Origin of the sequence: Marmoricola sp. OAE513 (assembly GCF_040546585.1) — a bacterium.
Classification (GTDB): Bacteria; Actinomycetota; Actinomycetes; order Propionibacteriales; family Nocardioidaceae; genus Marmoricola.
Window position 1 is genome coordinate 1307955 of the sequence record NZ_JBEPOC010000001.1, and the last position, 18937, is coordinate 1326891.

Genomic DNA, 18937 nt, shown 5'->3' on the forward strand with positions numbered 1-18937 from the left:
GAGCTCGCTGCGCTCGCTCACGCGACCACCCCCGGCTCGCCCGGCTGGGCGGCGGCCTTGCGCTGCTCGTGGTACGCCAGGATCTGCAGCTCGCTGGACAGGTCGACCATCCGTACGTCGACCCCGTCAGGCACGGTGAGCACGGCGGGCGCGAAGTTGAGGATGCTGCGGATGCCGGCACTCACCATCTGGTCGGCGACCGACTGCGCGGAGGCGGCTGGAGTGGCGATCACGCCGATCGCGACCCCGTGCTCGTGCACGATCGCGGTCAGCTCACCGAAGCTGCGGATCTTCAGCCCGGCGACCAGCTCGCCGTGCCGGCTGCTGTCGGCGTCGAGCAGCGCGACGGTGCGGAACCCGCGCGAGGAGAACCCGGAGTAGTTCGCGAGCGCGTGCCCGAGGTTGCCGATGCCGACGATCACGACGGGCCAGTCCTGGGTCAGGCCGATCTCCCGGGAGATCTGGTAGCGCAGGTACTCCACGTCGTACCCCACGCCGCGGGTTCCGTAGGAGCCGAGGTGCGAGAGGTCCTTGCGGAGCTTCGCCGAGTTCACCCCGGCAGCTGTCGCCAACTCTTCCGAGGAGCACGTGCGGGTGTCGGACTCCAGCAGTGAATTGAGTGCCCTCAAGTACACCGGCAGGCGCGCGACGGTCGCCTCAGGAATACGCGTAGGGCTCACGGTCAACTCTCCAGCGACACGCTCCGGGCTCGGTAAGGGAGCCTGTGTTCAAAGCGGTCAGCCAGACCACGATAAGAGTTTGTGAACGTGGGAACAAACTGAACTAGCACAGGTGAGATGTTCGCCACCTGCCGGGGGTCACCTGTGCTACGCGAGAGCGGCCCGCAGCCGGTTCTCGTCCACCCGCCAGAAGTCGTGCTGGTTGCCGTCGACGAAGGTGACCGGGATCTGCTCGCCGTACGAGCGCATGAGCGCGGGGTCGGCGGTGATGTCGACCTCGTCGTACCAGGTCCCCGCCTCGGCGCACACCCGCTCGATCACGGCGCGGGCGTCGTCGCAGAGGTGGCAGCCCGGCTTGGAGTACAGCTGCACCCTGTTCGTGCTCAACGCGGTGTCACTCCAGCAGCCCCAGGGCGCGGCGCCGCTCGGTGGCGCGCAAGCGGCCCTTCTGCACCTTGCCGGTCACCGTCAGCGGGAGCTCCCCGACGACGTGGACGGTCTTCGGCTGCTTGAACCCGGCGAGGCGGGCCTCGCAGTGCGCCCGGACAGCGGCGACGAGGGCATCCGGGTCGACCTCGTGCGCAGGTCGGACGTAGGCGACCACGGCCTCCCCGGTGAGCTCGTCCTCGGCTCCGATCACGGCGGCCTCGGCCACCTCCGCGACCTCGCGGATCACGTCCTCGACCTCACTGGGGTAGACGTTGAAGCCGGAGACGATCACGAGCTCCTTGAGCCGGTCGACCAGGAACAGGTCGCCGGCGTCAGTCAGGTAGCCGACATCCCCGGTGGCCCACCAGCCCTCGGCGTCGGGACCGTCGGCACCGTCGGGCCAGTAGCCGGAGAACAGGTTCGCGCCGCGCACCCAGATCTCGCCGCTGTCCTCGTCCTCCGGCGTCCCGCCGGTCTCGTCGACCAGCCTCACCTCGATGCCGGGGAGCGGTGCCCCGACCGACCGCGGGTCCGGTTCGGCACTGCACTGCGTCGAGGTCACCACCGGGGACGCCTCGGTCAGGCCGTAGCCCTGCTGGATGGTCAGGCCCGTGCGCTCCGCGAACGCCCGGGTCAGCTCGGGAGCCAGCGGCGCCGATCCGGAGAGGATGGTGCGGACCGGACCGAGACGGTCCTCGAGCCCGGGCACCTGCATCCAGTAGGCGAAGACCGGCGGCGCGACCGGGAGCACCGAGATGGCCTCGTCCTCGATGATGTCGAGCGAGCCCTCTGGGTCGAAGCCGTCGACCAGGACCATCCGGGCGTGCTGCCGGAGGACCTGCCCGAGGACGGCGTTGAGGCCGTAGACGTGGAAGAGCGGGAGGACACCGAGCACCACGTCGCGGCCGTTGATCATCGGGGGGACGACGTTGGCCGCCTGGGCGATGTTCGCCGCCAGCGCGCGATGGCTGAGCATCGCGGCGCGGGGGCGGCCCGACGTTCCACTCGTGTAGAGGAGGACGGCCACCGACTCCGGGTCTGTCTCGCCCGGCGCGACCTCCCCCGTCTCCATGACCAGGTGGTCCCAGGAGCGCTCGCCGGGCTCGAGCGTGGTGGCGACACTGACCAACCGCGGCTTGGGTCCAGGAGAATCGGAGGCGGCCTGCGCCTCGGCGACCCCCAGCACGGCGCCGCGGATCGTGCCGATCGTCGTCTCGTCGGCGATCACCATCCGCGAGCCGGAGTCGACCAGCATTCGCACGACCTCACCCGTGGCGCTGCGCGGGTTGATCGGCACGGCGACCATCCGCGCACGGAGCACGCCGAGGTAGGTGGCGACGAACTCGATCCGGTTGGTGGTCGCGATCATCACGCGGTAGCCGGCCACCATGCCGGCGGTGGAGAGCCCGTGGGCGACACGGTCCGCGAGGTCGTCGAGCGCGGCCCACGTGACCGTGCGACCGGTCGTTGCCTCGGAAAGCGCGATCTTCGTCGGCTCGGCCCGGGCGGCGGCGGACAGGAGATCGGCGACGTTGGTCTCCATCCCGGGAGTCTGTCACAGGCGATTGAGCCGAGAGACGCATAAGCGCACAAACGCTTCTCCTGTGCGCTTGTGCGTCCGAGGCGATTGAGTCCTGTTGAGGAGCGGAGCGACGAACACAGGCGATTGAGCCGAGAGACGCATAAGCGCACAAACGCTTCTCCTGTGCGCTTGTGCGTCCGAGGCGATTGAGTCCTGTTGAGGAGCGGAGCGACGAACACAGGCGATTGAGCCGAGAGACGCATAAGCGCACAAACGCTTCTCCTGTGCGCTTGTGCGTCCGAGGCGATGGAGTCCTGTCGAGGAGCGGAGAGACGAACACAGGCGATTGAGCCGAGAGGGAGAACGCCACACAACAGCGCCGTACCCCTAGGCTTGCAGCGTGACGCCGGCCAAACGCCCGACCCCGATGAACCTGAAGCGCCGCTCGCGCCTCGCCGGTGAGGCGGCCGCCGCCAGCGCCGAGGTTGAGAACAGCCTCGCGGTCGACGCCGACAACACCAGCGCCGCCTTCTTCGACGTCGACAACACCGTGATGCAGGGAGCGTCGATCTTCCACCTCGCCCGGGGCCTCCACCGACGCAAATTCTTCACCACCCAGGACATCCTCGGTGCTGCCTGGAAGCAGGCGTACTTCCGGATCGTCGGCGTCGAGGATCCCGAGCACGTCGCCGAGGCCCGCTCGGCCGCGCTTGCCTTCATCGCGGGCCACACCACCGAGGAACTGGAGTCGCTCGGCGAGGAGATCTTCGACGAGGCGATGGCCCACCGGATCTGGCCCGGCACGCGGGCCCTGGCCCAGCTGCACCTCGACCAGGGCCAACGGGTCTGGCTGGTCACCGCCGCCCCGATCGAGATCGCCACCATCATCGCCCGCCGGCTCGGGCTCACCGGCGCCCTGGGTACCGTCGCCGAGCACATCAACGGGGTCTACACCGGGCATCTCGTCGGGGAGATGCTGCACGGTCCGGCGAAGGGTGAGGCGATCAAGGCGCTGGCCGCCCGCGAGGGTCTGGATCTGTCGGCGTGCTCGGCGTACTCGGACTCGTACAACGACCTGACCATGCTGTCCCTGGTCGGAGACCCGTGCGCCATCAACCCGGACTCCAAGCTCCGCGCCCACGCCAAGGCGGAGGGGTGGCGGATCCGCGACTACCGGACCGGTCGGAAGGCGGCCCGGCTCGGCGTCTTCGGTGCCGCTGTGGCGGGTGCCGCGGTCGGCAGCGTCGCCGCCGGTACGGCGATCCGGCGTCGGCTGGGCTGAGGGCCATCTGAGCACTTCGGACGAGGTTTCCGAAGTGGTCTGGACACTAGGTCCCGATCTTGGGTGATTTGTCGAAGTTCATTCCCAAAAATCAACCTCGATGCCTATTCTGAGGCTGTGAACCTGGCGGGGGGCCGGGAGGGAGATTGTGTTCATGGGCGTGAGCCGGGAGTACGCGCGCGGTCTCGCAGCGCTGCACCGCGCTGTGAACGAGATCGTCGGTTCTCCGACCCTGCTCGGCGCCGGAGCACCCTCCCTGAGCTGGCTCGAGGACGACCGCATCCTGCTGACGAGCGCTCCCGCCGTCGGAGCCCGCCGTCGGCATCCCGCGAACGGCCCTGCGCGCCCCGCCGGCCGCGGACCGCTGAGCCCGGTTCCGGACCCCGGATCCGACCCCGGATCCGACCAGGTCCCGACCGGGAGCGCCCCGGACCACGGCGACCGTGAGCTCGCCGCCTCCTCCGCCGAGGACGAGGCTGTCGGCACCCGGCTCATCGCGTTGGTCGAGCTCGCCCGCAACGGCGACAAGGAAGCCTTCGGCCAGCTCTACGACCACTACCAACAGTCGGTCTACCGGTTCCTCTTCTACCGCGTCGGCTCGATGACGCTGGCCGAGGACCTCACCGCGGAGACGTTCTTCCGGGCTCTCCGGTCGATGCACTCGTTCCGCTGGCAGGGCAAGGACTTCGGCGCCTGGTTGATGACCATTGCGCGCAACCTCACCGCAGACCACTTCAAGGCCGGACGCACCCGTCTCGAGCAGACCACCGAGGACATGCAGACCCTCGACACCACGACGGAGTCGCCGGAGATCGAGGTGCTCTCGTCCCTGACCAACGAGGCACTCCTCCGGGCTCTCGGCGAGCTGCCGACCGAGCAGCGCGAGTGCCTGATCATGCGGTTCCTCCAGGGGCTCTCCATCGCCGAGACCGCGGAGATCCTGGGTCGCAGCAGCGGCGCCGTGAAGCAGCTGCAGCTGCGCGGTGTCCGGAATCTCGCGAAATTGATCCCGGCAGGTGAGCGCGAATGACCGCCATCACCCCCGGGACCACAAACTCGGCAATGCGTTCTGCGTCACGCATAACCCCGCGCGCCGTCTCCTCGTTGGACTTCATGAACGAGCGTTCGGTTTACCGCGACACCCCTGCGGGTATGACCGACGTCCCCTCCCAGGAATCAGGAATCACCCCATGACCCCGCTCAGCCCGGCGCGCAGAGACGCTGAGGCCTTCGCCGTTGCGGTCGAGGACCGCACGGCCGCGGTCGCCGGCGCCCGAGGAGACGTGGCCGATCGCTACGCGGACCTCCTCACGTGCGTCGACGTGCTGCGAGCCCAGGACGTCCCGGCGCCGCGCGCCGACTTCGTCGCCGACCTCCGGATGCGTCTCATGGACGCCGCGGACACGTTGCTCGTGCCCGCGGAAACCGACCTCGCCCCGGTCGTTCCGCTGCACTCCCCGGCAGCTGCGCGCCGCCAGCGTCGGATCAGCATCGCTGCTGCCGCGTTCGTGGTCGTCGGCGGTACCGCCGGTGTGGCCGCCGCGGCGGACAACGCCCTCCCGGGCGACCCGCTGTACCCGATCAAGCGCGGCATCGAGTCCGCCAAGGTCTCGCTGAGCACCAGCGACTCCGGCAAGGGCCAGGACCTGCTGCGCAACGCCAACACCCGACTGGTCGAGGCCGAGGCCCTGATCGCGCAGGACAAGAACCCGGCGCAGATCACCGAGACCCTGGACTCGTACGAGGAGAGCGCCACGAACGGCGCGGACCTCCTCTTCGGCGAGTACCAGCGCAACGGCGACTCCGAGGAGCTCTCGCGGCTTCGTGCGGTGCTCGGCTCGCAGTTGGCGAAGCTGGACAGCCTCTCCTCCGAGGCGCCGTCCGGCACCATCAAGGCGTTCGAGCACGCGAAGGCGCTGCTCGGGGACCTCGACCAGCAGGCCAGCGTGCTGTGCGGCAACTGCGGCGCCGGAGGCATCTCGGACCGGTTCAGCTCGGCGTCCTCGCCGTCGCTGGCCACCCTCCTGAACGCCCCGGCGATCAACGCACAGCTCGCCGCGGCCCAGGCCGAGCGCAACGAGGACCTGGCCGACAAGGCGGACGAGATCGCCAAGGCGAACCAGGGCAAGGGCGACGACAAGGGTGGCCAGAACCCCACCGCCGACCCGTCCGCCCCGACGGACGGCACGCAGCCGCCGGCAGTCCCCCCGGCTCCCGAGTTCGGCGGACCGCTCGGCGGCCTGACCTCCGGGGTCACGACGCTGCTGGAAGGCGTCGGTGCTCCGCTGGCGCCGCTGACCGACGCGGTCGGCAACACGCTGGAAGAGCTCACCAAGGGGCTGCTCAAGTAACCAAGGACGCGTCAGCGGCCTTGGTTGATGGTCATCGAGCAGCGAGCGCCGAACCGAGGTACGAGGTCGGCGACCGAGCGTGTCGAGATGTGGTGACGTGCGCGCGGAGGTGCGCCGGCTACCCGAAGACGGACTTGCGCTGCATGAGCAGCGTGTACAGCGTCTGCTGGATCGTCTCGCGCACCTGGTCGGTGACGTTGAAGACCAGCATCGGGTCGTCGGCCTGCGCGCCGTCGTACTCGTCGGTGCGGATCGGCTCGCCGAACTCGATGATCCACTTCGAGGGCAGCGGGATCAGACCGAGCGGTCCCAGCAGCGGGAAGAACGGCGTGATCGGGATGTACGGGACCCCGAGCAGGCGCGCCAGTGACGGGATGTTGCCGACGAGCGGGTAGATCTCCTCGGCGCCGACGACCGACGTCGGGATGATCGGTACGCCGGTGCGGATCGCGGCCGAGACGAAGCCGCCACGCCCGAACCGCTGCAGCTTGTAGCGCTCGCTGTAGGGCTTGCCGATGCCCTTGAAGCCCTCGGGCCACACGCCGACGATCTCGCCGCCGGACAGCATCCGCTCAGCGTCTTCATTGCAAGCAAGCGTCACACCTCCCTTGCGGGCCATCTCGCTGACGACCGGGAGCTTGAAGACCAGGTCCGCGCCCAGCGGGCGCAGGAACCGGTGGGCGTGGTCGTGGATCGTCACGGCGGTCATCAGACCGTCGACCGGGATGGTCCCGGAGTGGTTCGAGACGACCAGGGCGCCGCCGGTGGCGGGGATGTTCTCGACGCCACGCACCTCGATCCGGAACCACTTGTCGGCAACGGGGCGGATCGCAGTCATGAAGAACCGCTGGGTGATCTCGGCGTCGAACCCGTACTCGTCGACGGTGTAGTCGCCGGTGAGACGGCGTCGCAGGAAGGCCAGGAACGCGGCCAGCCGCGGCTCCCAGTCGGCCCCGAAGATCTCCACGGCGGCGTTGGTGAAACCCGAGATCCAGTCCACTGCGGGGATCCCGGCGTTCGGGTGCTTGTGGTTCGCGGACCCGACCTCGGCCGTCGCCGGCGTGCGGGCGAGCTCGTCAGCGGGCGTGCGCGGCGGGGGGACGTGGGCCGCCGGCTCGGGGACGGGCGTCTCGGCAGGCGCGACGACCGGAGCCTCGACGGCCTTCGGCTTCTTGGCGGTCGCCTTCTTCGGCGCGGCCTTCTTGGCCGGCGTCTTGCCGACCAGGCCGCGCGCGGAGCTCGAGGGCTTGTCGCTGCCGGTCCCGCGGCCGGGCTTGCCGCGCGTCCCGATCGGGATGATCTCGGCGTCACCCATGGTGGCCCCCGTGGTCAGAGCTGCTGCCGGCACTGGCAGCGGCCAGAGCCGCGTGCGACCGGTTGCCGCCCAGGGCACCGGCGATCGCAGTCTCTGCGGCGCGGACCCGGCGCTCGGAGATGATGCCCGGCGTGAGCGACGCGGCGAACTCGGCGAACGCCTGCTCGGTGGTGCGGCTCGGGTGGAACCCGAGCACCTCACGCATCCGGGTGGTGTCGATGCCGCGGCCGTAGGCCAGGTAGGCGACCTGCTCGCGGGAGAAGTCGGCGACGCCGGCCTGACGCATCGCCGAACCGAGCGGACCGACGGCGAAGCCCGGCAGCGGCAGGGCGGGGCGTCCCAACCGGCGGATCGCCTGGGAGAGCATCAGCACACCGTCACCCGCGATGTTGAAGGTGCCCGCGATGTCGGCGAGCGTCGCGTGCTCGATCGCGTCGAGCAGGTCGGTGTCGTTGAGGAATTGCATCCGCGGGTCGAACCCGAGGACGGTGGGGATGACCGGCAGGCGGAAGTACGCAGCGGTCGGGGTGTTCACCCCCGGGCCGAGCGCATTCGCCGTACGGAGGGTCGTGACGCGCACGTCGGGGCGTCGCCGGGCGAACCCGCGGACGTAGCCCTCGACCTCGCTGATGTCCTTGGTGAACCCGACAGCGGCGCTGCGCTTGGCGTTCATGCCCTCGGTGAACATGGCGGGGTCACGGCTCGAGGACCCGTAGACGGCCGTGCTCGACTTCAGGATGAAGTGCTCGAGGTCCGGGGACTGCTGGCAGGCGGCGAGCAGCTGCATCGTCCCGATGACGTTCAGCTCCTTGGCCGCCGTACGACCGGCAGGGCCCGGGGAGGGCAGCACACTCATGTGCACCACCGTGTCCACGTGCTCCCGCATGATCACCTTGGCGATCACCGGGTTGCGGATGTCCGCACGCACGAAGGACACCGTCGAGAGGTCTCCCCTGGGCGGTTGCACGTCCACGCCTCCGATCACCCGGTCGACCGCGGGCGAAGCCGCTAGCTGACGGGCGAAACGACGACCGAGGTCACGAGCGACCCCGGTCACGAGCACAACACGGCCCACGAGAGTCTCCGCGTGCGCTACTTGCCGAGACGACGACGCTGGACGCGCGTCTTCTTCAACAGCTTGCGGTGCTTCTTCTTCGCCATGCGCTTGCGGCGCTTCTTAATGACAGAACCCACGGGTGACCTTTTCTCACGACTGCAGAGAGACGGCCTTCTCGCGTCCCTCGGAAGGGCTCAGCCTATCCGCAGGGGCGAGGACAAACGAATCGGACGTGCGTTGTCTCACGTCCGACCCGCCTCCCGAACGTCAGCCGGTCTGGAAGAAGCTGTTCCGCAGGTACTCGTTGACGTCTTCCTCGCTGACGCGGAACGAACGTCCCACGCGCACGGCCGGCAGCTCGCCGCCGTGCACCAGCCGGTAGACCGTCATCTTGGAGACCCGCATGACCGAGGCGACCTCGGCAATGGTCAGGAACTTCACTTCGGAGATGTCTCCGGACAGGTTCGAACCCATCACGCACCGCACTTTCCCATGGCACGCTCTCCGGCTTCCCCACCGGAGGTCACACGTGCTCGATGTCCCGAGGATAGGGCCTCGTGTGACTCGTGGGAAAGGGGTGAAGTCAGATTACTTCTGTGCCCGAAATTTTCCGGATTACCAGGACACAGGGTCCAAACCGTGCTCGGGGAACACCGCCGAACGCGTGGCCGCGATCTCGCGGTCCAGCCAGCTGTCCGGGTCGAAACCTTCCGAGAAGTCCCGGAAGTCCGGCGTCCGGCCGTCGGTCATCAGCCGCGGCGCTTCCCGGTGGAGACGCTCGAGGACCTCGACCTGCCACTCCGACGGCGTCTGGGTGACCGGGTCCAGGGGCGCTCCCCCGACGATGGCGAGCAGGTGCGACCAGGAGCGCGGCACCACGTCGACCACGGCGTACCCACCCCCACCGGTGGCCACCCAGCGTCCACCGCACACCTCGTGGGCGAGGTCGTGCAGGGCGAGGTAGCTGGCCCGGTGACCGTCCACGCTGAGCATCAGGTGCGCCAGCGGGTCGTCCGCGTGCGAGTCGCAGCCGTGCTGCGTGATCAGGATCTCCGGCTCGAACGCGCGCACCAGCGGCGGCACCACCGCGTGGAAGGCACGCAGCCAACCGGCGTCCCCGGTGCCCGGCGGCAGCGCGACGTTGACCGAGGAGCCGATCGCTCCCGGCCCACCGGTCTCGACCGGGTAGCCGGTGCCGGGGAAGAGCATCTGGCCGGTCTCGTGCAGGGAGACGGTCAGCACCCGGGGGTCGTCGTAGAAGATCTTCTGGACACCGTCGCCGTGGTGCACGTCGACATCGACGTAGGCGATCCTGCGGGCACCGTTGTCGAGCAGCCACTGGATCGCCACCGCCACGTCGTTGTAGACGCAGAAGCCGCTGGCCGCGTCCGGCATCGCGTGGTGCAGGCCGCCGGCGATGTTCGCCGCGTGGACCGCCTTGCCGGTCCAGACCTGCCGCGCCGCCTCCAGGCTCGCTCCGACGACGTGCCGAGCTGCCGCGTGCATGTTGCGGAAGGTCGGGTTGTCGTCGGTGCCCAGTCCGAAACGGGTCTCGTGCCGGGTCGGGTCCTCACTGGTGCGGCGTACGGCGTCGATGAGGGCGGCGTCGTGCACGGTCAGCAGGTCCGCGTCGCTGGCGTCCGGGGCCGCGACCGCCACCAGCCCGTCGCCGAGCAGGCCGAGGTTGCGGGTCAGCGACATGGTCAGGTCGACCCGGACCGGGTTCATCGGGTGCGCGGGCCCGAAGTCGTACCCGGTCAGCGACGGGTCGTAGACCACGACCGAACCACCGGCGCAGCCCGTCATTCGAGCCCGGCTGCCAGCGACTGCGAACGGTCCCGAGCGGCTTCCATCGCGGTGATGAAGGCTGCACGCACCTTGTGGTCCTCGAGCTCGCGGATCGCCGCCGCCGTGGTGCCGCCGGGCGAGGTGACCTGCTCGCGCAGGACGGTCGGGTGCTCGCCGGTCTCGCGCAGCAGCTTGGCCGAGCCGACCACGGTCTGCACGACCAGCTCGCTGGCGGTCGTCCGCGGCAGGCCGAGGTGGACCCCGGCCTCGATCATCGCCTCGACGACGAAGAAGAGGTACGCCGGCCCCGATCCGGAGATCGCGGTCACGGCGTCCTGCTGCTTCTCCGGCACCCGGACGACGCGACCGGTCGCGGCCAGCAGGCTCTCGGCGGTCGCGAGGTGCTCCTCGTCGCAGTGGGAGCCGGGGGAGATCGCGGCCATGCCCTCGTCCACGAGCGCCGGGGTGTTCGGCATGACCCGGACGACGGCAACACCGGCGGGGATGTGTCGCTCGATGGCCGCCGTGGTGATGCCAGCAGCCAGCGAGACCAGCAGCTGACCGGCCCGCAGGTGCGGCGCGATCTCGATCAGCACCTCGGTCATGTCCTGGGGCTTCACGATCAGCAGCACGGTGTCGGCGGCCGCGGCCTCGACGTTCCCGGCGACCGTGACGCCGTACTTCTCGCGGAGCTCCTCAGCGCGCTCGACGCGCTTCTCCCCGACCACCAGGTCGGCAGCGTCCCGACCACCGCGGATCAGGCCGGACAGCAGGGTCTCCCCCATCACGCCGGCGCCGATGATGGCGACAGTCATAAGGACTCCTTCTACTTCTGCGAGAGCAGCGAACGCAGGAAGAATGTCAGGTTCGCCGGGCGCTCGGCGAGCCTTCTCATCAGGTAGCCGTACCACTGATGACCGTAGGGGACGTAGACCCGGACCTGCTCGCCACTCGCCGCGAGCCGCTTCTGCTCCTCGCTGCGGATGCCGTAGAGCATCTGGAACTCGTAGCTGCCCTGGACCCGTCCGAACCGGGTCGCCAGGGCGCCGGCGATCTTGACCAGGCGCGGGTCGTGGGTCGCGACCATCGGGTAGCCCTGCCCGGCCATCAGGATCTTCAGGCAGCGCACGTAGGACTTGTCGACCTCGTGGCGGTCGGTGAACGCCTGCGTCCCGGGCTCGTTGTAGGCGCCCTTGCAGAGCCGGACCCGCGAGCCCTCGTAGGCCAGGGCGCGGCAGTCGTCCTCGGTGCGGCGCAGGTAGGACTGCAGCACGGCCCCGGTCTCGGGGTAGTCCTTGCGCAGCTCGCGCAGCGTCTCGAGGGTCTGGTCGGTGGTGGTGTGGTCCTCCATGTCGAGGGTGACCGCGGTACCCGCGAAGCGGGCGGCGCGAGCGATCCGGCGCGCGTTCTCCAGGCTCACCTTCGCGCCGACCTCGGGGAGCGCCTGACCGACGGCGCTCAGCTTGAGGCTGACCTCGGCCTGGCGGGCGAGGCCCTCGGCGTGCAGCGCCTCGAGCAGCTCGAGGTAGGCCAGCACGGTGGCCTCGGCCTGCTCCTCGTCGGTGGTGTCCTCGCCGAGGAAGTCGATGCTCGCCGTCAGGCCGTCCTCCGCCAGAGAGCGGACGGCGCCGATCACCTCGCTGATCCGCTCGCCGGGGACGTAGCGCGAGACGATGCCGCCGCTGACCGGGAGCCGGGTGACCAGGTCCTTGACCTGCTGGCTCCGGGAGAGCATCAGCAGAGGTTTGCGAAGCACGCTCATCGGTGCGGCCGGCCTCCTGCGACGTACGGCGGCACCCCGTTGTGCCGACCTCCTTACGTTACGTCACCGGCCCGTCATCCTCCGACCGCTCCCTGACCAGGAAGTTCGGGCGGTGCTTCACCTCGACGTAGATCCTGCCGAGGTACTCCCCGATGACGCCGAGCATGACCATCTGGAGTCCGCCGAGGCCGGTGATCGCGCAGATCAGCGTCACGTAGCCGGGAACCGAGTTGCCGGCGATGATCGCGTCCACCACCACCCACAGGCCGTAGACGACCGCGACGGCGGTGATCGCCGCGCCGACGTGGATCGCGAGCCGCAAGGGCTTGTAGTTGAACGAGACCACGGAGTCGAGCCCGTAGTTGAGCAGCTGGGTGGTGCTCCACTTGCTGGTTCCGGCGTACCGGGCCTCGTTGCGGTAGTCGAGGTAGGTCGTCCGGAACCCGATCCAGGCGAACAGGCCCTTGGAGAACCGGTTGCTCTCGCCGAGCGAGAGCAGCGCGTCGAGCGCCCGACGGTCCAGCACGCGGAAATCGCCTGCACCGTCCTCGAGATCGACGTCCATCAGACCGTTCACGAACCGGTAGTAGAGCCGCGAGACGAAGGTGCGGAAACGCGGGTCACCCTGTCGGTCACGCCGGGCGACGACCTGCTCGTAGCCGGCGTCGAGCAGCTCGACCATCGGCCCGAGCAGGGCCGGCGGGTGCTGCAGGTCGGCGTCCATGATCGCGACCGCCTCGCCCTTCGCCTCGGTCAGCCCTGCGAGCATCGCGCCCTCCTTGCCGAAGTTCCGGCTCAGCGCGAGGTAGCGGAACCCGGCTCGCTCCGCGCAGATCGCGCGCAGCCGGTCCAGGGTGCCGTCACTGCTGCCGTCGTCGACCAGGATCACCTCGTACCCGCCGCCCAGCGCCTCCAGCACCGGCGCGAGGACCTCGGCGAGGCGGTCGATGCCGTCGGCCTCGTTGAAGCACGGGACAACCACGGAGATACGCATCTGGGGATATCCGCCTTCAGGGGGTCGGTCGTGGCACAGTGACCACCTCACCGTACCGAGAATCCCGGGGCCAGCATTGTCGACAAGCACAGCCGAGCACACACGACCTCAACGGCTCTGGGCCTTCCCGGCCGAGCCCTGGATCCTCGCTGCGCTCGCCCTCACCCTGTCGTCGCTCGCCTACCTCTTCCCCGCCAGCGGTGACGACTGGGGATGGGGCACCGTCGTCGGCTCGCGCAGGTTCCACGACGGGTTCGAGGGCTACAACGGACGCTGGGCCGGGAACCTGTCGGTGCTCTTCCTGACCCGGGTGCCCCTGCTCACCCCGATCATCGTGGCGCTCACGGTCTGCCTGCTGATCCGGCTGCTCATCCAGGTCGCCGGGGTGCGCACGCCCGCGGGGTACGCCGCGGCGACGGCACTGGTCCTCGCGATGCCGCTGGGTGAGTGGCGCCAGACGATCGTCTGGGTCTCCGGCTTCTCGAACTACGCCCTCGGCGCCTTCTGCATGCTGGTCTTCATCGTGTGTGCCCAGCGTGACTGGGGTGTCGGCTGGCGCTCGGCCAAAGCGGTGGCGGCGGTGGCGCTGCCGTTCGCGATCGCGTCGGCGCTGTTCATCGAGCACGTCACCGTCTACCTGGTGCTCGCCACCGTCGTGAACCTCGTCCTCCTGCTGCGCGCCCGGCGCTCCGCGGTGGTGGCCGGTGCCTGGGCCCTAGGGGCCCTGGTCGGCGCAGCGGTGATGTTCAGCAACTCGGCGTACCGGGCCGTGGCGGACGGCACCTCGGACTACCAGTCCGCGGGCGGCTCCGGTCTCGGCTCGATCATCGAGCAGGGGACCGGCGGTGTCAGCCAGTACGCCGTCACCGGCAACACGGTGCTCAACGTCGCCCTGCTGGTGGCGGTCGCGACGCTCGTGGCAACCAGTCGCGTCACCGCCTCACGTGTCGACCGGCGCCATCTGGTCGTCCTCGGCTGCCTCCTGCTCACCGTCGCACTCAGCGCCGCGGTGACCAGGAGTGTCGACCGGGACAACTACTTCGGCGACCTGACCAGCTGGGCCTGGATCCCCGCCGGTGCCCTGCTGGTCGCGCTCGTGCTCGCAGCGACCACGCTCGTCCAGGACACGGTCCGCTCCCGGACGATCCTGGCGCTGGTCGCCTCGGCGGTCGTGCTGATCGGGCCGATGGCGGCGCTGAACCCGTACGGCCCGCGCAACTTCCTGCCGCCGTACCTTCTGCTGGTCGCGATCGCGCTGCTGTTCCTGGCCGAGATCACCGAGCGCGGTGCAGCACCTCTCCTGCCGGTCGCCGTGGTCGGGACCGGTGCAGCGACCGTCCTGGTAGTCCTCGGCGGCTACTTCGCGGTCTACAGCCAGATCCACCACGAGGACGTCGAGCGGACCAACCGGATTCGCGAGATCGTCGACCAGGGCCAGAAGCGGATCGCCGTCTTCGAGCTCCCGCACCGGGGGTACGTCCACAACCCCGACCCCAGCAACCGGGTCGACATGCTGCGGTTCAAGCGCTTCCACCACTTGCCGCGGGACCTGAAGATCGTCGTCGTGCCGCGCGGTTGACGGCTAGCGCGTCTGCGTCGCGAAGTGCAGCTTCCCGAAGGCCAGTGACTCCAGCAGGTCGCGCTCGCGCGCCTCGCGGGTCCCGGCACGGCGGGTGTTGATCTCCATGACGATGTGCCCGGCGAAGTCGTTCTCGGCCAGGTACTCCAGGAACTCCCCGCACGGCTGGGAGCCGCGTCCGGGAACCAGGTGCTCGTCCTTGGCCGAACCGCTGCCGTCGGTCATGTGGATGTGCCGCAGGCGGCTGCCGAGCCGCTTGGCCATCGCGACCGGGTCGGAGTGCGCGGTCGCCGCGTGCGAGAGGTCGATGGTGGTGTTGGCGTAGTCCTCGCGACTGGGGTCCCAGTGCGGTTGGTAGACGTCCATCTCCCGCTTCGAGGTGGCACGCCAGGGATACATGTTCTCGACGGCGAAGGCGATGCCTGTCGACTTCTCGAGTTCGGCGATGCCCTCGACGAACCGCTCGGCGTACTCCCGCTGCCAGCGGAACGGCGGGTGCACGACCACGACGTCGGCGTCGAGCTCGTGCGCCATCTCGGCGCTCCGCTCGAGCTTGACCCAGGGATCGGTCCCCCACACCCGCTGGGTGATCAGCAGGCAGGGTGCGTGCACCGCGCACACGGGGATCTCGTGGTAGTCGCGCAGCTTGCGCACCTTGCTCGGGTTCTGGCTGACGGCGTCGATGCTGACCATCACCTCGACCGCGTCGTAGCCCAGGTCCGAGGCGTACTCGAACCCGTGCGCCACCGACTCCGGGTAGACCGAAGCGGTGGACAGCGCGAACAGCGGGCCCCCGGTCACTGCTCAGTCCAGCAGGCTGAGCTTGTCGAGGCGGTCCAGGATGATGCCCTCGCGCAGCGCCCACGGGCAGATCTCGACCTCGGTGATGTCGAAGATGTCGAAGACGGCCGAGGCGACGAACGCTCCGGCGACCACCTGGTGGGCGCGGTCCGGCGAGACGCCCGGGAGCTCCGCGATCTCCTCGCGCGACATCTCGACGAGCTTGGGCAGCCAGCTCTCGAGCACGTCGGCCTGGAGCAGGCGACGGACGTGCAGTCCCTCGCTCGACGGGGCCGCACCGCAGATCCGGGAGAGTGAGCGGAAGGTCTTCGAGGTCGCGACCGCGTGGTCCAGCGGCCCGCCGCGCAGCAACGTGCCGGCGTCGCGGGCGATGTCGGCCCGGATCGAGCGGCGCAGCTCGCGCAGCTGGTCCTCGTCGGGCCGTCCGGCGGAGAAGTAGGTGCGCGCCAACCGGCCCGCGCCGAGCGGGAGCGACCAGGCCACGTCGGGCGCCTCGGCGGCACCCGCAGCCACCTCGAGCGAACCACCCCCGATGTCGAAGACTCCCAGGCGGCCCGAGGACCAACCGAACCAGCGGCGGACGGCGAGGAAGGTCAGCCGGGCCTCGTCCTCGCCCGAGAGCACCTTGATGCGGGCCCCCGTCTGGTGGAAGACGTGGTCGAGTACGGCGTCCCCGTTGACGGCCTCGCGGACCGCCGAGGTGGCGAAGGCGTAGATCTCCTCGCACCCCTTGTCCTCGGCCAGGGCGAGGGCGTCGGCGACGAACGCGGTCAGCGCTGCCGTGCCGGCCTCGTTGACCGCACCGTCGGCGTCGAGGTGCTCGGCGAGACGCAACGGCTCCTTGTACGACGACGCCGGGCTCGGCGCAGCACCACCGTGCGCGTCCACCACCAGCAGGTGGCCGGTGTTGGAGCCGATGTCGAGAACGCCCAGACGCATTTCCTCAGGTTAGCGGGGTCGTCTGCGGGAACGGTGTCGTACCACCAGCCAGACGGCCCCGGCCGCGAACGCGACCACCCACGGCCACCACGTCCGCGACGCGTCCCAGTACGCCGCCCCGAACACGTCGAACCCGTTCGCGACGATGTCGCCGAGCTGCTCGTCGACGTTCTGCCCTGCCCGCAGCCGGGTCTGCACGGCGAGCAGCCCGGCCGTGAACGGCGTGCCCGACCAGACGATCACGAGGGCGAGCGGCCACAGGACGGCCCACCACGGCGACCGGCGTACCGAGATCACGAGGGCCGCCGCGAGCAGGACCGCCGTGGTCACGTCCCGTACCGCGGCGCTCTGCCAGCCGAGCTCGGCGAACCAGGACGGCAGCTGGGTCACCACGACCGCGGCCGCCACCGGGGTGAACCCGGGCTGCAGGGAGGAGAGCGCCCCGAGCACGACGCACGCAGCAGTCACCGCGAAGACGCCGACCACCAGACCGTCGAGCACCCGGTCGTCGGTGTCGAACCCGTCGAGGGCGCGACCCGCGACCGCGGACCGTGCGGTCATCGTGAGCACCAGCGTCGTCACCGCGACGACCAGGACGGTCAGGGTCACGGCCACGCCTCGCGGCAGACCGCTGAAGAAGGCAGGGAGAACGGTGGCGGCGATCGTCCCGACGGCCGTGTACGCGACCAGCGCGGAGAGCTCTCCGGCGAACAGCGGGATGACCACGCGACCTTCGGCGACCCCTCCGGCGTCGTCCTCGCGGAAACCGTCCAGGACCCACGGCAGGTGGCCGAACAACCAGGCGACGACCACGACGAGCAGGGCGAGCAGCAGGCAGAGGACGGGCCCGCGCCAGGCCGGGGGCACCTGAACCCGGGGGAACGGGTCCGTGTCCGAAGGCGCCGAGTCGTCCATGGTTTCCATCATGCCTTCCTCCTCACGACGCGCGGCGTAGGGTTCGGGCGTGCCTGAAGTTGACCTGGTTTTCCCCCGTGCCTGGCTGGAATTCGTCGATCCCGCAGACCAGGACCAGGTCTACCGCTGCGACCTGACCTGGCTGACGTCGAACTGGACCTGCATCTTCGGCAACGGCTGCCAGGGCATCTACGACACCTCGCCGGAGTCGGGGTGCTGCACGCTGGGTGCGCACTTCTCCGACGCCGAGGACGAGGAGCGCACGGCAGCCTGGGTCGACAAGCTCGACGACTCGCTGTGGGAGCGACGCTCCGAGGCGCTCTCCAAGAAGGGCGAGGTCTCCCGGAAGAAGTGGACCGAGATCGAGGACGGCGAGCGCAAGACGCGGGTCGCGGTGGCGGACGACGGCAGCCAGGCCTGCATCTTCCACAACAGCCGCGAGTTCCCCGGTGGGTACGGCTGCGCCCTGCACGCCCTGGCCCTGCGCGAAGGCGTGCACTTCGTGGAGACCAAGCCGGACGTCTGCTGGCAGCTGCCGATCCGGCGTACGTTCCGCGACGTCGAGCGGATCGACGGGACGACGTACTCGGAGACCAGCATCGGGGAGTACGACCGTCGCGGCTGGGGTCCCGGCGGGCACGACCTGGACTGGTACTGCTCGGGCAACACCGAGGCGCACGTCGGCGCGGAGCCGGTGTACCTGTCGAACGCAAACGAGCTGCTGGCCCTGATGGGACAGCCGGCGTACGACGTCCTTGCCGCGGCGTGCGAGAGCCACCTGCGCTCGCGTTCCGCGCTCGCGCTGCACCCCGCGTCGCCCGTCCAGCACTGATCGGGACCCCCGGTGTGTGACGTGGATCGCGTCGGGGTGAGAATCTTTGGCATGCGCCTCGACCACATCGTCTTCGCCGCCGGACCGGACGGCCTCGCCGCGACCGCCGAACGACTCACGAAGATCCTCGGTGAGGAATTCATCGACGGCGGCGTGCACCCGCGTTTCGGCACCCGCAACCGGATCCTGCCGCTGACCGAGGGCACCTACCTCGAGCTCGTCGAGGTTCTCGACCACCCCGCCTCGGACAAGGCGCCGTTCGGCCAGGCCGTCCGGGCCCGCTCCGAGCTCGGTGGCGGCTGGATGGGTTGGGTCGTCGCGGTCGACGACATCAAGCCTCTCGAGGAGCGCCTCGGCCGCGAGTCGGTCAAGGGCAACCGGCACCGCCCCGACGGCACCGAGCTCCTGTGGCGGCAGCTCGGCGTCAAGGGTCTGCAGTCCGACCCGCAGCTGCCGTTCTTCGTGCAGTGGGAGTCCGACGCCAACCTCCACCCGTCCGCCGGATCGACCGGCAGGGTCTCGCTGGAGGCGCTCGAGATCGCCGGCTCCCCGGCTCGCGTGACCGAGTGGCTCGGCGCCCCCGTCGAGCAGCCGCTGGAGGACGTGAAGGTCGAGTGGGTCGCCCCCAACGGGGCGCCGGGGATCAACGCCGTCGCGTTCCAGACGCCGAACGGTCTCGTCCGCCTCTGAG

General features: G+C 69.7%; 20 protein-coding genes. 6 read left to right on the forward strand and 14 right to left on the reverse strand.

All coding sequences use genetic code 11. The annotated features are described in order from the left end of the window. Positions 1-17 precede the first annotated feature (17 nt). The 3 genes from ABIE44_RS06690 to ABIE44_RS06700 all read right to left on the reverse strand — a co-directional run bounded on the left by ABIE44_RS06690 (position 18) and on the right by ABIE44_RS06700 (position 2652). A complete protein-coding gene (locus tag ABIE44_RS06690) occupies positions 18-686 on the reverse strand; it encodes a redox-sensing transcriptional repressor Rex (RefSeq protein WP_209720409.1) in 669 nt (222 codons plus the stop codon). Between the two features lie 141 nt (positions 687-827). Then, positions 828-1067: a glutaredoxin family protein gene (locus tag ABIE44_RS06695; RefSeq protein WP_209720406.1), complete on the reverse strand. Its 240-nt coding sequence runs from the start codon at positions 1065-1067 to the stop codon at positions 828-830. A gap of 7 nt (positions 1068-1074) precedes the next feature. After that, positions 1075-2652, reverse strand: a complete 1578-nt coding sequence (locus tag ABIE44_RS06700; protein WP_209720401.1) for a class I adenylate-forming enzyme family protein — start codon at positions 2650-2652, stop codon at positions 1075-1077. Positions 2653-3031: 379 nt separating this feature from the next. Here ABIE44_RS06700 and ABIE44_RS06705 point away from each other — a divergent pair, with 379 nt between their 5' ends. The 3 genes from ABIE44_RS06705 to ABIE44_RS06715 all read left to right on the forward strand — a co-directional run bounded on the left by ABIE44_RS06705 (position 3032) and on the right by ABIE44_RS06715 (position 6264). After that, positions 3032-3913, forward strand: coding sequence for an HAD family hydrolase (locus ABIE44_RS06705; RefSeq protein WP_354437895.1), 882 nt, complete (start codon positions 3032-3034; stop codon positions 3911-3913). Between the two features lie 154 nt (positions 3914-4067). Beyond that, entirely contained in the window at positions 4068-4943 is an 876-nt protein-coding gene (locus tag ABIE44_RS06710) for a sigma-70 family RNA polymerase sigma factor (protein WP_209720400.1), read from the forward strand. A 160-nt stretch (positions 4944-5103) separates the two neighbouring features. Then, positions 5104-6264: a DUF5667 domain-containing protein gene (locus ABIE44_RS06715; RefSeq protein WP_209720397.1), complete on the forward strand. Its 1161-nt coding sequence runs from the start codon at positions 5104-5106 to the stop codon at positions 6262-6264. A gap of 118 nt (positions 6265-6382) precedes the next feature. On the opposite strand, the gene ABIE44_RS06720 is transcribed toward ABIE44_RS06715, so the two are convergent. The 8 genes from ABIE44_RS06720 to ABIE44_RS06755 form a co-directional block, all read right to left on the reverse strand. Further along, a complete protein-coding gene (locus ABIE44_RS06720; protein ID WP_209720394.1) occupies positions 6383-7579 on the reverse strand; it encodes a lysophospholipid acyltransferase family protein in 1197 nt (398 codons plus the stop codon). Further along, positions 7572-8654 (reverse strand): NAD-dependent epimerase/dehydratase family protein, encoded by a 1083-nt coding sequence (locus ABIE44_RS06725; protein WP_354437896.1) that lies wholly within the window; start codon positions 8652-8654, stop codon positions 7572-7574. Before ABIE44_RS06725 ends, ABIE44_RS06720 begins: the two co-directional genes overlap by 8 nt. A gap of 17 nt (positions 8655-8671) precedes the next feature. After that, positions 8672-8773: a 30S ribosomal protein bS22 gene (locus ABIE44_RS06730; protein WP_081683056.1), complete on the reverse strand. Its 102-nt coding sequence runs from the start codon at positions 8771-8773 to the stop codon at positions 8672-8674. A 130-nt stretch (positions 8774-8903) separates the two neighbouring features. Beyond that, entirely contained in the window at positions 8904-9110 is a 207-nt protein-coding gene (locus ABIE44_RS06735) for a helix-turn-helix domain-containing protein (RefSeq protein ID WP_209723570.1), read from the reverse strand. 141 nt (positions 9111-9251) lie between these two features. After that, positions 9252-10442 (reverse strand): acetoin utilization protein AcuC, encoded by a 1191-nt coding sequence (locus ABIE44_RS06740; RefSeq protein WP_209720389.1) that lies wholly within the window; start codon positions 10440-10442, stop codon positions 9252-9254. After that, entirely contained in the window at positions 10439-11239 is an 801-nt protein-coding gene (proC, locus tag ABIE44_RS06745) for a pyrroline-5-carboxylate reductase (RefSeq protein ID WP_209720384.1), read from the reverse strand. The genes ABIE44_RS06740 and proC overlap by 4 nt, the downstream gene beginning before the upstream one ends. A gap of 11 nt (positions 11240-11250) precedes the next feature. Further along, positions 11251-12159, reverse strand: coding sequence for a proline dehydrogenase family protein (locus tag ABIE44_RS06750; RefSeq protein ID WP_354437897.1), 909 nt, complete (start codon positions 12157-12159; stop codon positions 11251-11253). 85 nt (positions 12160-12244) lie between these two features. Next, positions 12245-13180 (reverse strand): glycosyltransferase family 2 protein, encoded by a 936-nt coding sequence (locus ABIE44_RS06755; protein ID WP_209720381.1) that lies wholly within the window; start codon positions 13178-13180, stop codon positions 12245-12247. A gap of 76 nt (positions 13181-13256) precedes the next feature. Here ABIE44_RS06755 and ABIE44_RS06760 point away from each other — a divergent pair, with 76 nt between their 5' ends. After that, the gene (locus ABIE44_RS06760) at positions 13257-14759 is read left to right on the forward strand and encodes a DUF6056 family protein (protein WP_209720378.1); all 1503 of its coding nucleotides are present in this window, start codon (positions 13257-13259) and stop codon (positions 14757-14759) included. A gap of 3 nt (positions 14760-14762) precedes the next feature. Here ABIE44_RS06760 and ABIE44_RS06765 read toward each other — a convergent pair whose 3' ends face one another. Genes ABIE44_RS06765 through ABIE44_RS06775 form a run of 3 tightly spaced genes read right to left on the reverse strand, consistent with a single transcriptional unit; the run spans position 14763 to position 17426 of the window. After that, on the reverse strand, positions 14763-15560 hold the full coding sequence (locus tag ABIE44_RS06765) for a sugar phosphate isomerase/epimerase family protein (RefSeq protein ID WP_354437898.1): 798 nt from the start codon (positions 15558-15560) through the stop codon (positions 14763-14765). A 3-nt stretch (positions 15561-15563) separates the two neighbouring features. Beyond that, complete coding sequence (locus ABIE44_RS06770; protein ID WP_209720375.1) at positions 15564-16499, reverse strand: Ppx/GppA phosphatase family protein; 936 nt, start codon at positions 16497-16499, stop codon at positions 15564-15566. A gap of 9 nt (positions 16500-16508) precedes the next feature. Further along, positions 16509-17426: a hypothetical protein gene (locus tag ABIE44_RS06775; RefSeq protein ID WP_209720372.1), complete on the reverse strand. Its 918-nt coding sequence runs from the start codon at positions 17424-17426 to the stop codon at positions 16509-16511. Positions 17427-17463: 37 nt separating this feature from the next. Here ABIE44_RS06775 and ABIE44_RS06780 point away from each other — a divergent pair, with 37 nt between their 5' ends. Further along, positions 17464-18246, forward strand: a complete 783-nt coding sequence (locus tag ABIE44_RS06780; protein WP_209720369.1) for a DUF3109 family protein — start codon at positions 17464-17466, stop codon at positions 18244-18246. Positions 18247-18297: 51 nt separating this feature from the next. Continuing rightward, entirely contained in the window at positions 18298-18936 is a 639-nt protein-coding gene (locus tag ABIE44_RS06785; RefSeq protein WP_209720366.1) for a VOC family protein, read from the forward strand. Position 18937: the final 1 nt, after the last annotated feature.

Excerpts from the sequence above, each read along its gene's own strand:
- ABIE44_RS06715 (WP_209720397.1), top strand. The coding sequence starts at position 5,104 with ATGACCCCGCTCAGCCCGGCGCGCAGAGACGCTGAGGCCTTCGCCGTT.
- ABIE44_RS06700 (WP_209720401.1), bottom strand. The coding sequence starts at position 2,652 with ATGGAGACCAACGTCGCCGATCTCCTGTCCGCCGCCGCCCGGGCCGAG.
- ABIE44_RS06750 (WP_354437897.1), bottom strand. The coding sequence starts at position 12,159 with ATGCTCTCCCGGAGCCAGCAGGTCAAGGACCTGGTCACCCGGCTCCCG.
- ABIE44_RS06710 (WP_209720400.1), top strand. The coding sequence starts at position 4,068 with ATGGGCGTGAGCCGGGAGTACGCGCGCGGTCTCGCAGCGCTGCACCGC.
- ABIE44_RS06740 (WP_209720389.1), bottom strand. The coding sequence starts at position 10,442 with ATGACGGGCTGCGCCGGTGGTTCGGTCGTGGTCTACGACCCGTCGCTG.
- ABIE44_RS06785 (WP_209720366.1), top strand. The coding sequence starts at position 18,298 with ATGCGCCTCGACCACATCGTCTTCGCCGCCGGACCGGACGGCCTCGCC.
- ABIE44_RS06720 (WP_209720394.1), bottom strand. The coding sequence starts at position 7,579 with ATGGGTGACGCCGAGATCATCCCGATCGGGACGCGCGGCAAGCCCGGC.
- ABIE44_RS06735 (WP_209723570.1), bottom strand. The coding sequence starts at position 9,110 with ATGGGTTCGAACCTGTCCGGAGACATCTCCGAAGTGAAGTTCCTGACC.
- ABIE44_RS06770 (WP_209720375.1), bottom strand. The coding sequence starts at position 16,499 with ATGCGTCTGGGCGTTCTCGACATCGGCTCCAACACCGGCCACCTGCTG.
- ABIE44_RS06775 (WP_209720372.1), bottom strand. The coding sequence starts at position 17,426 with ATGATGGAAACCATGGACGACTCGGCGCCTTCGGACACGGACCCGTTC.
- ABIE44_RS06755 (WP_209720381.1), bottom strand. The coding sequence starts at position 13,180 with ATGCGTATCTCCGTGGTTGTCCCGTGCTTCAACGAGGCCGACGGCATC.
- proC (WP_209720384.1), bottom strand. The coding sequence starts at position 11,239 with ATGACTGTCGCCATCATCGGCGCCGGCGTGATGGGGGAGACCCTGCTG.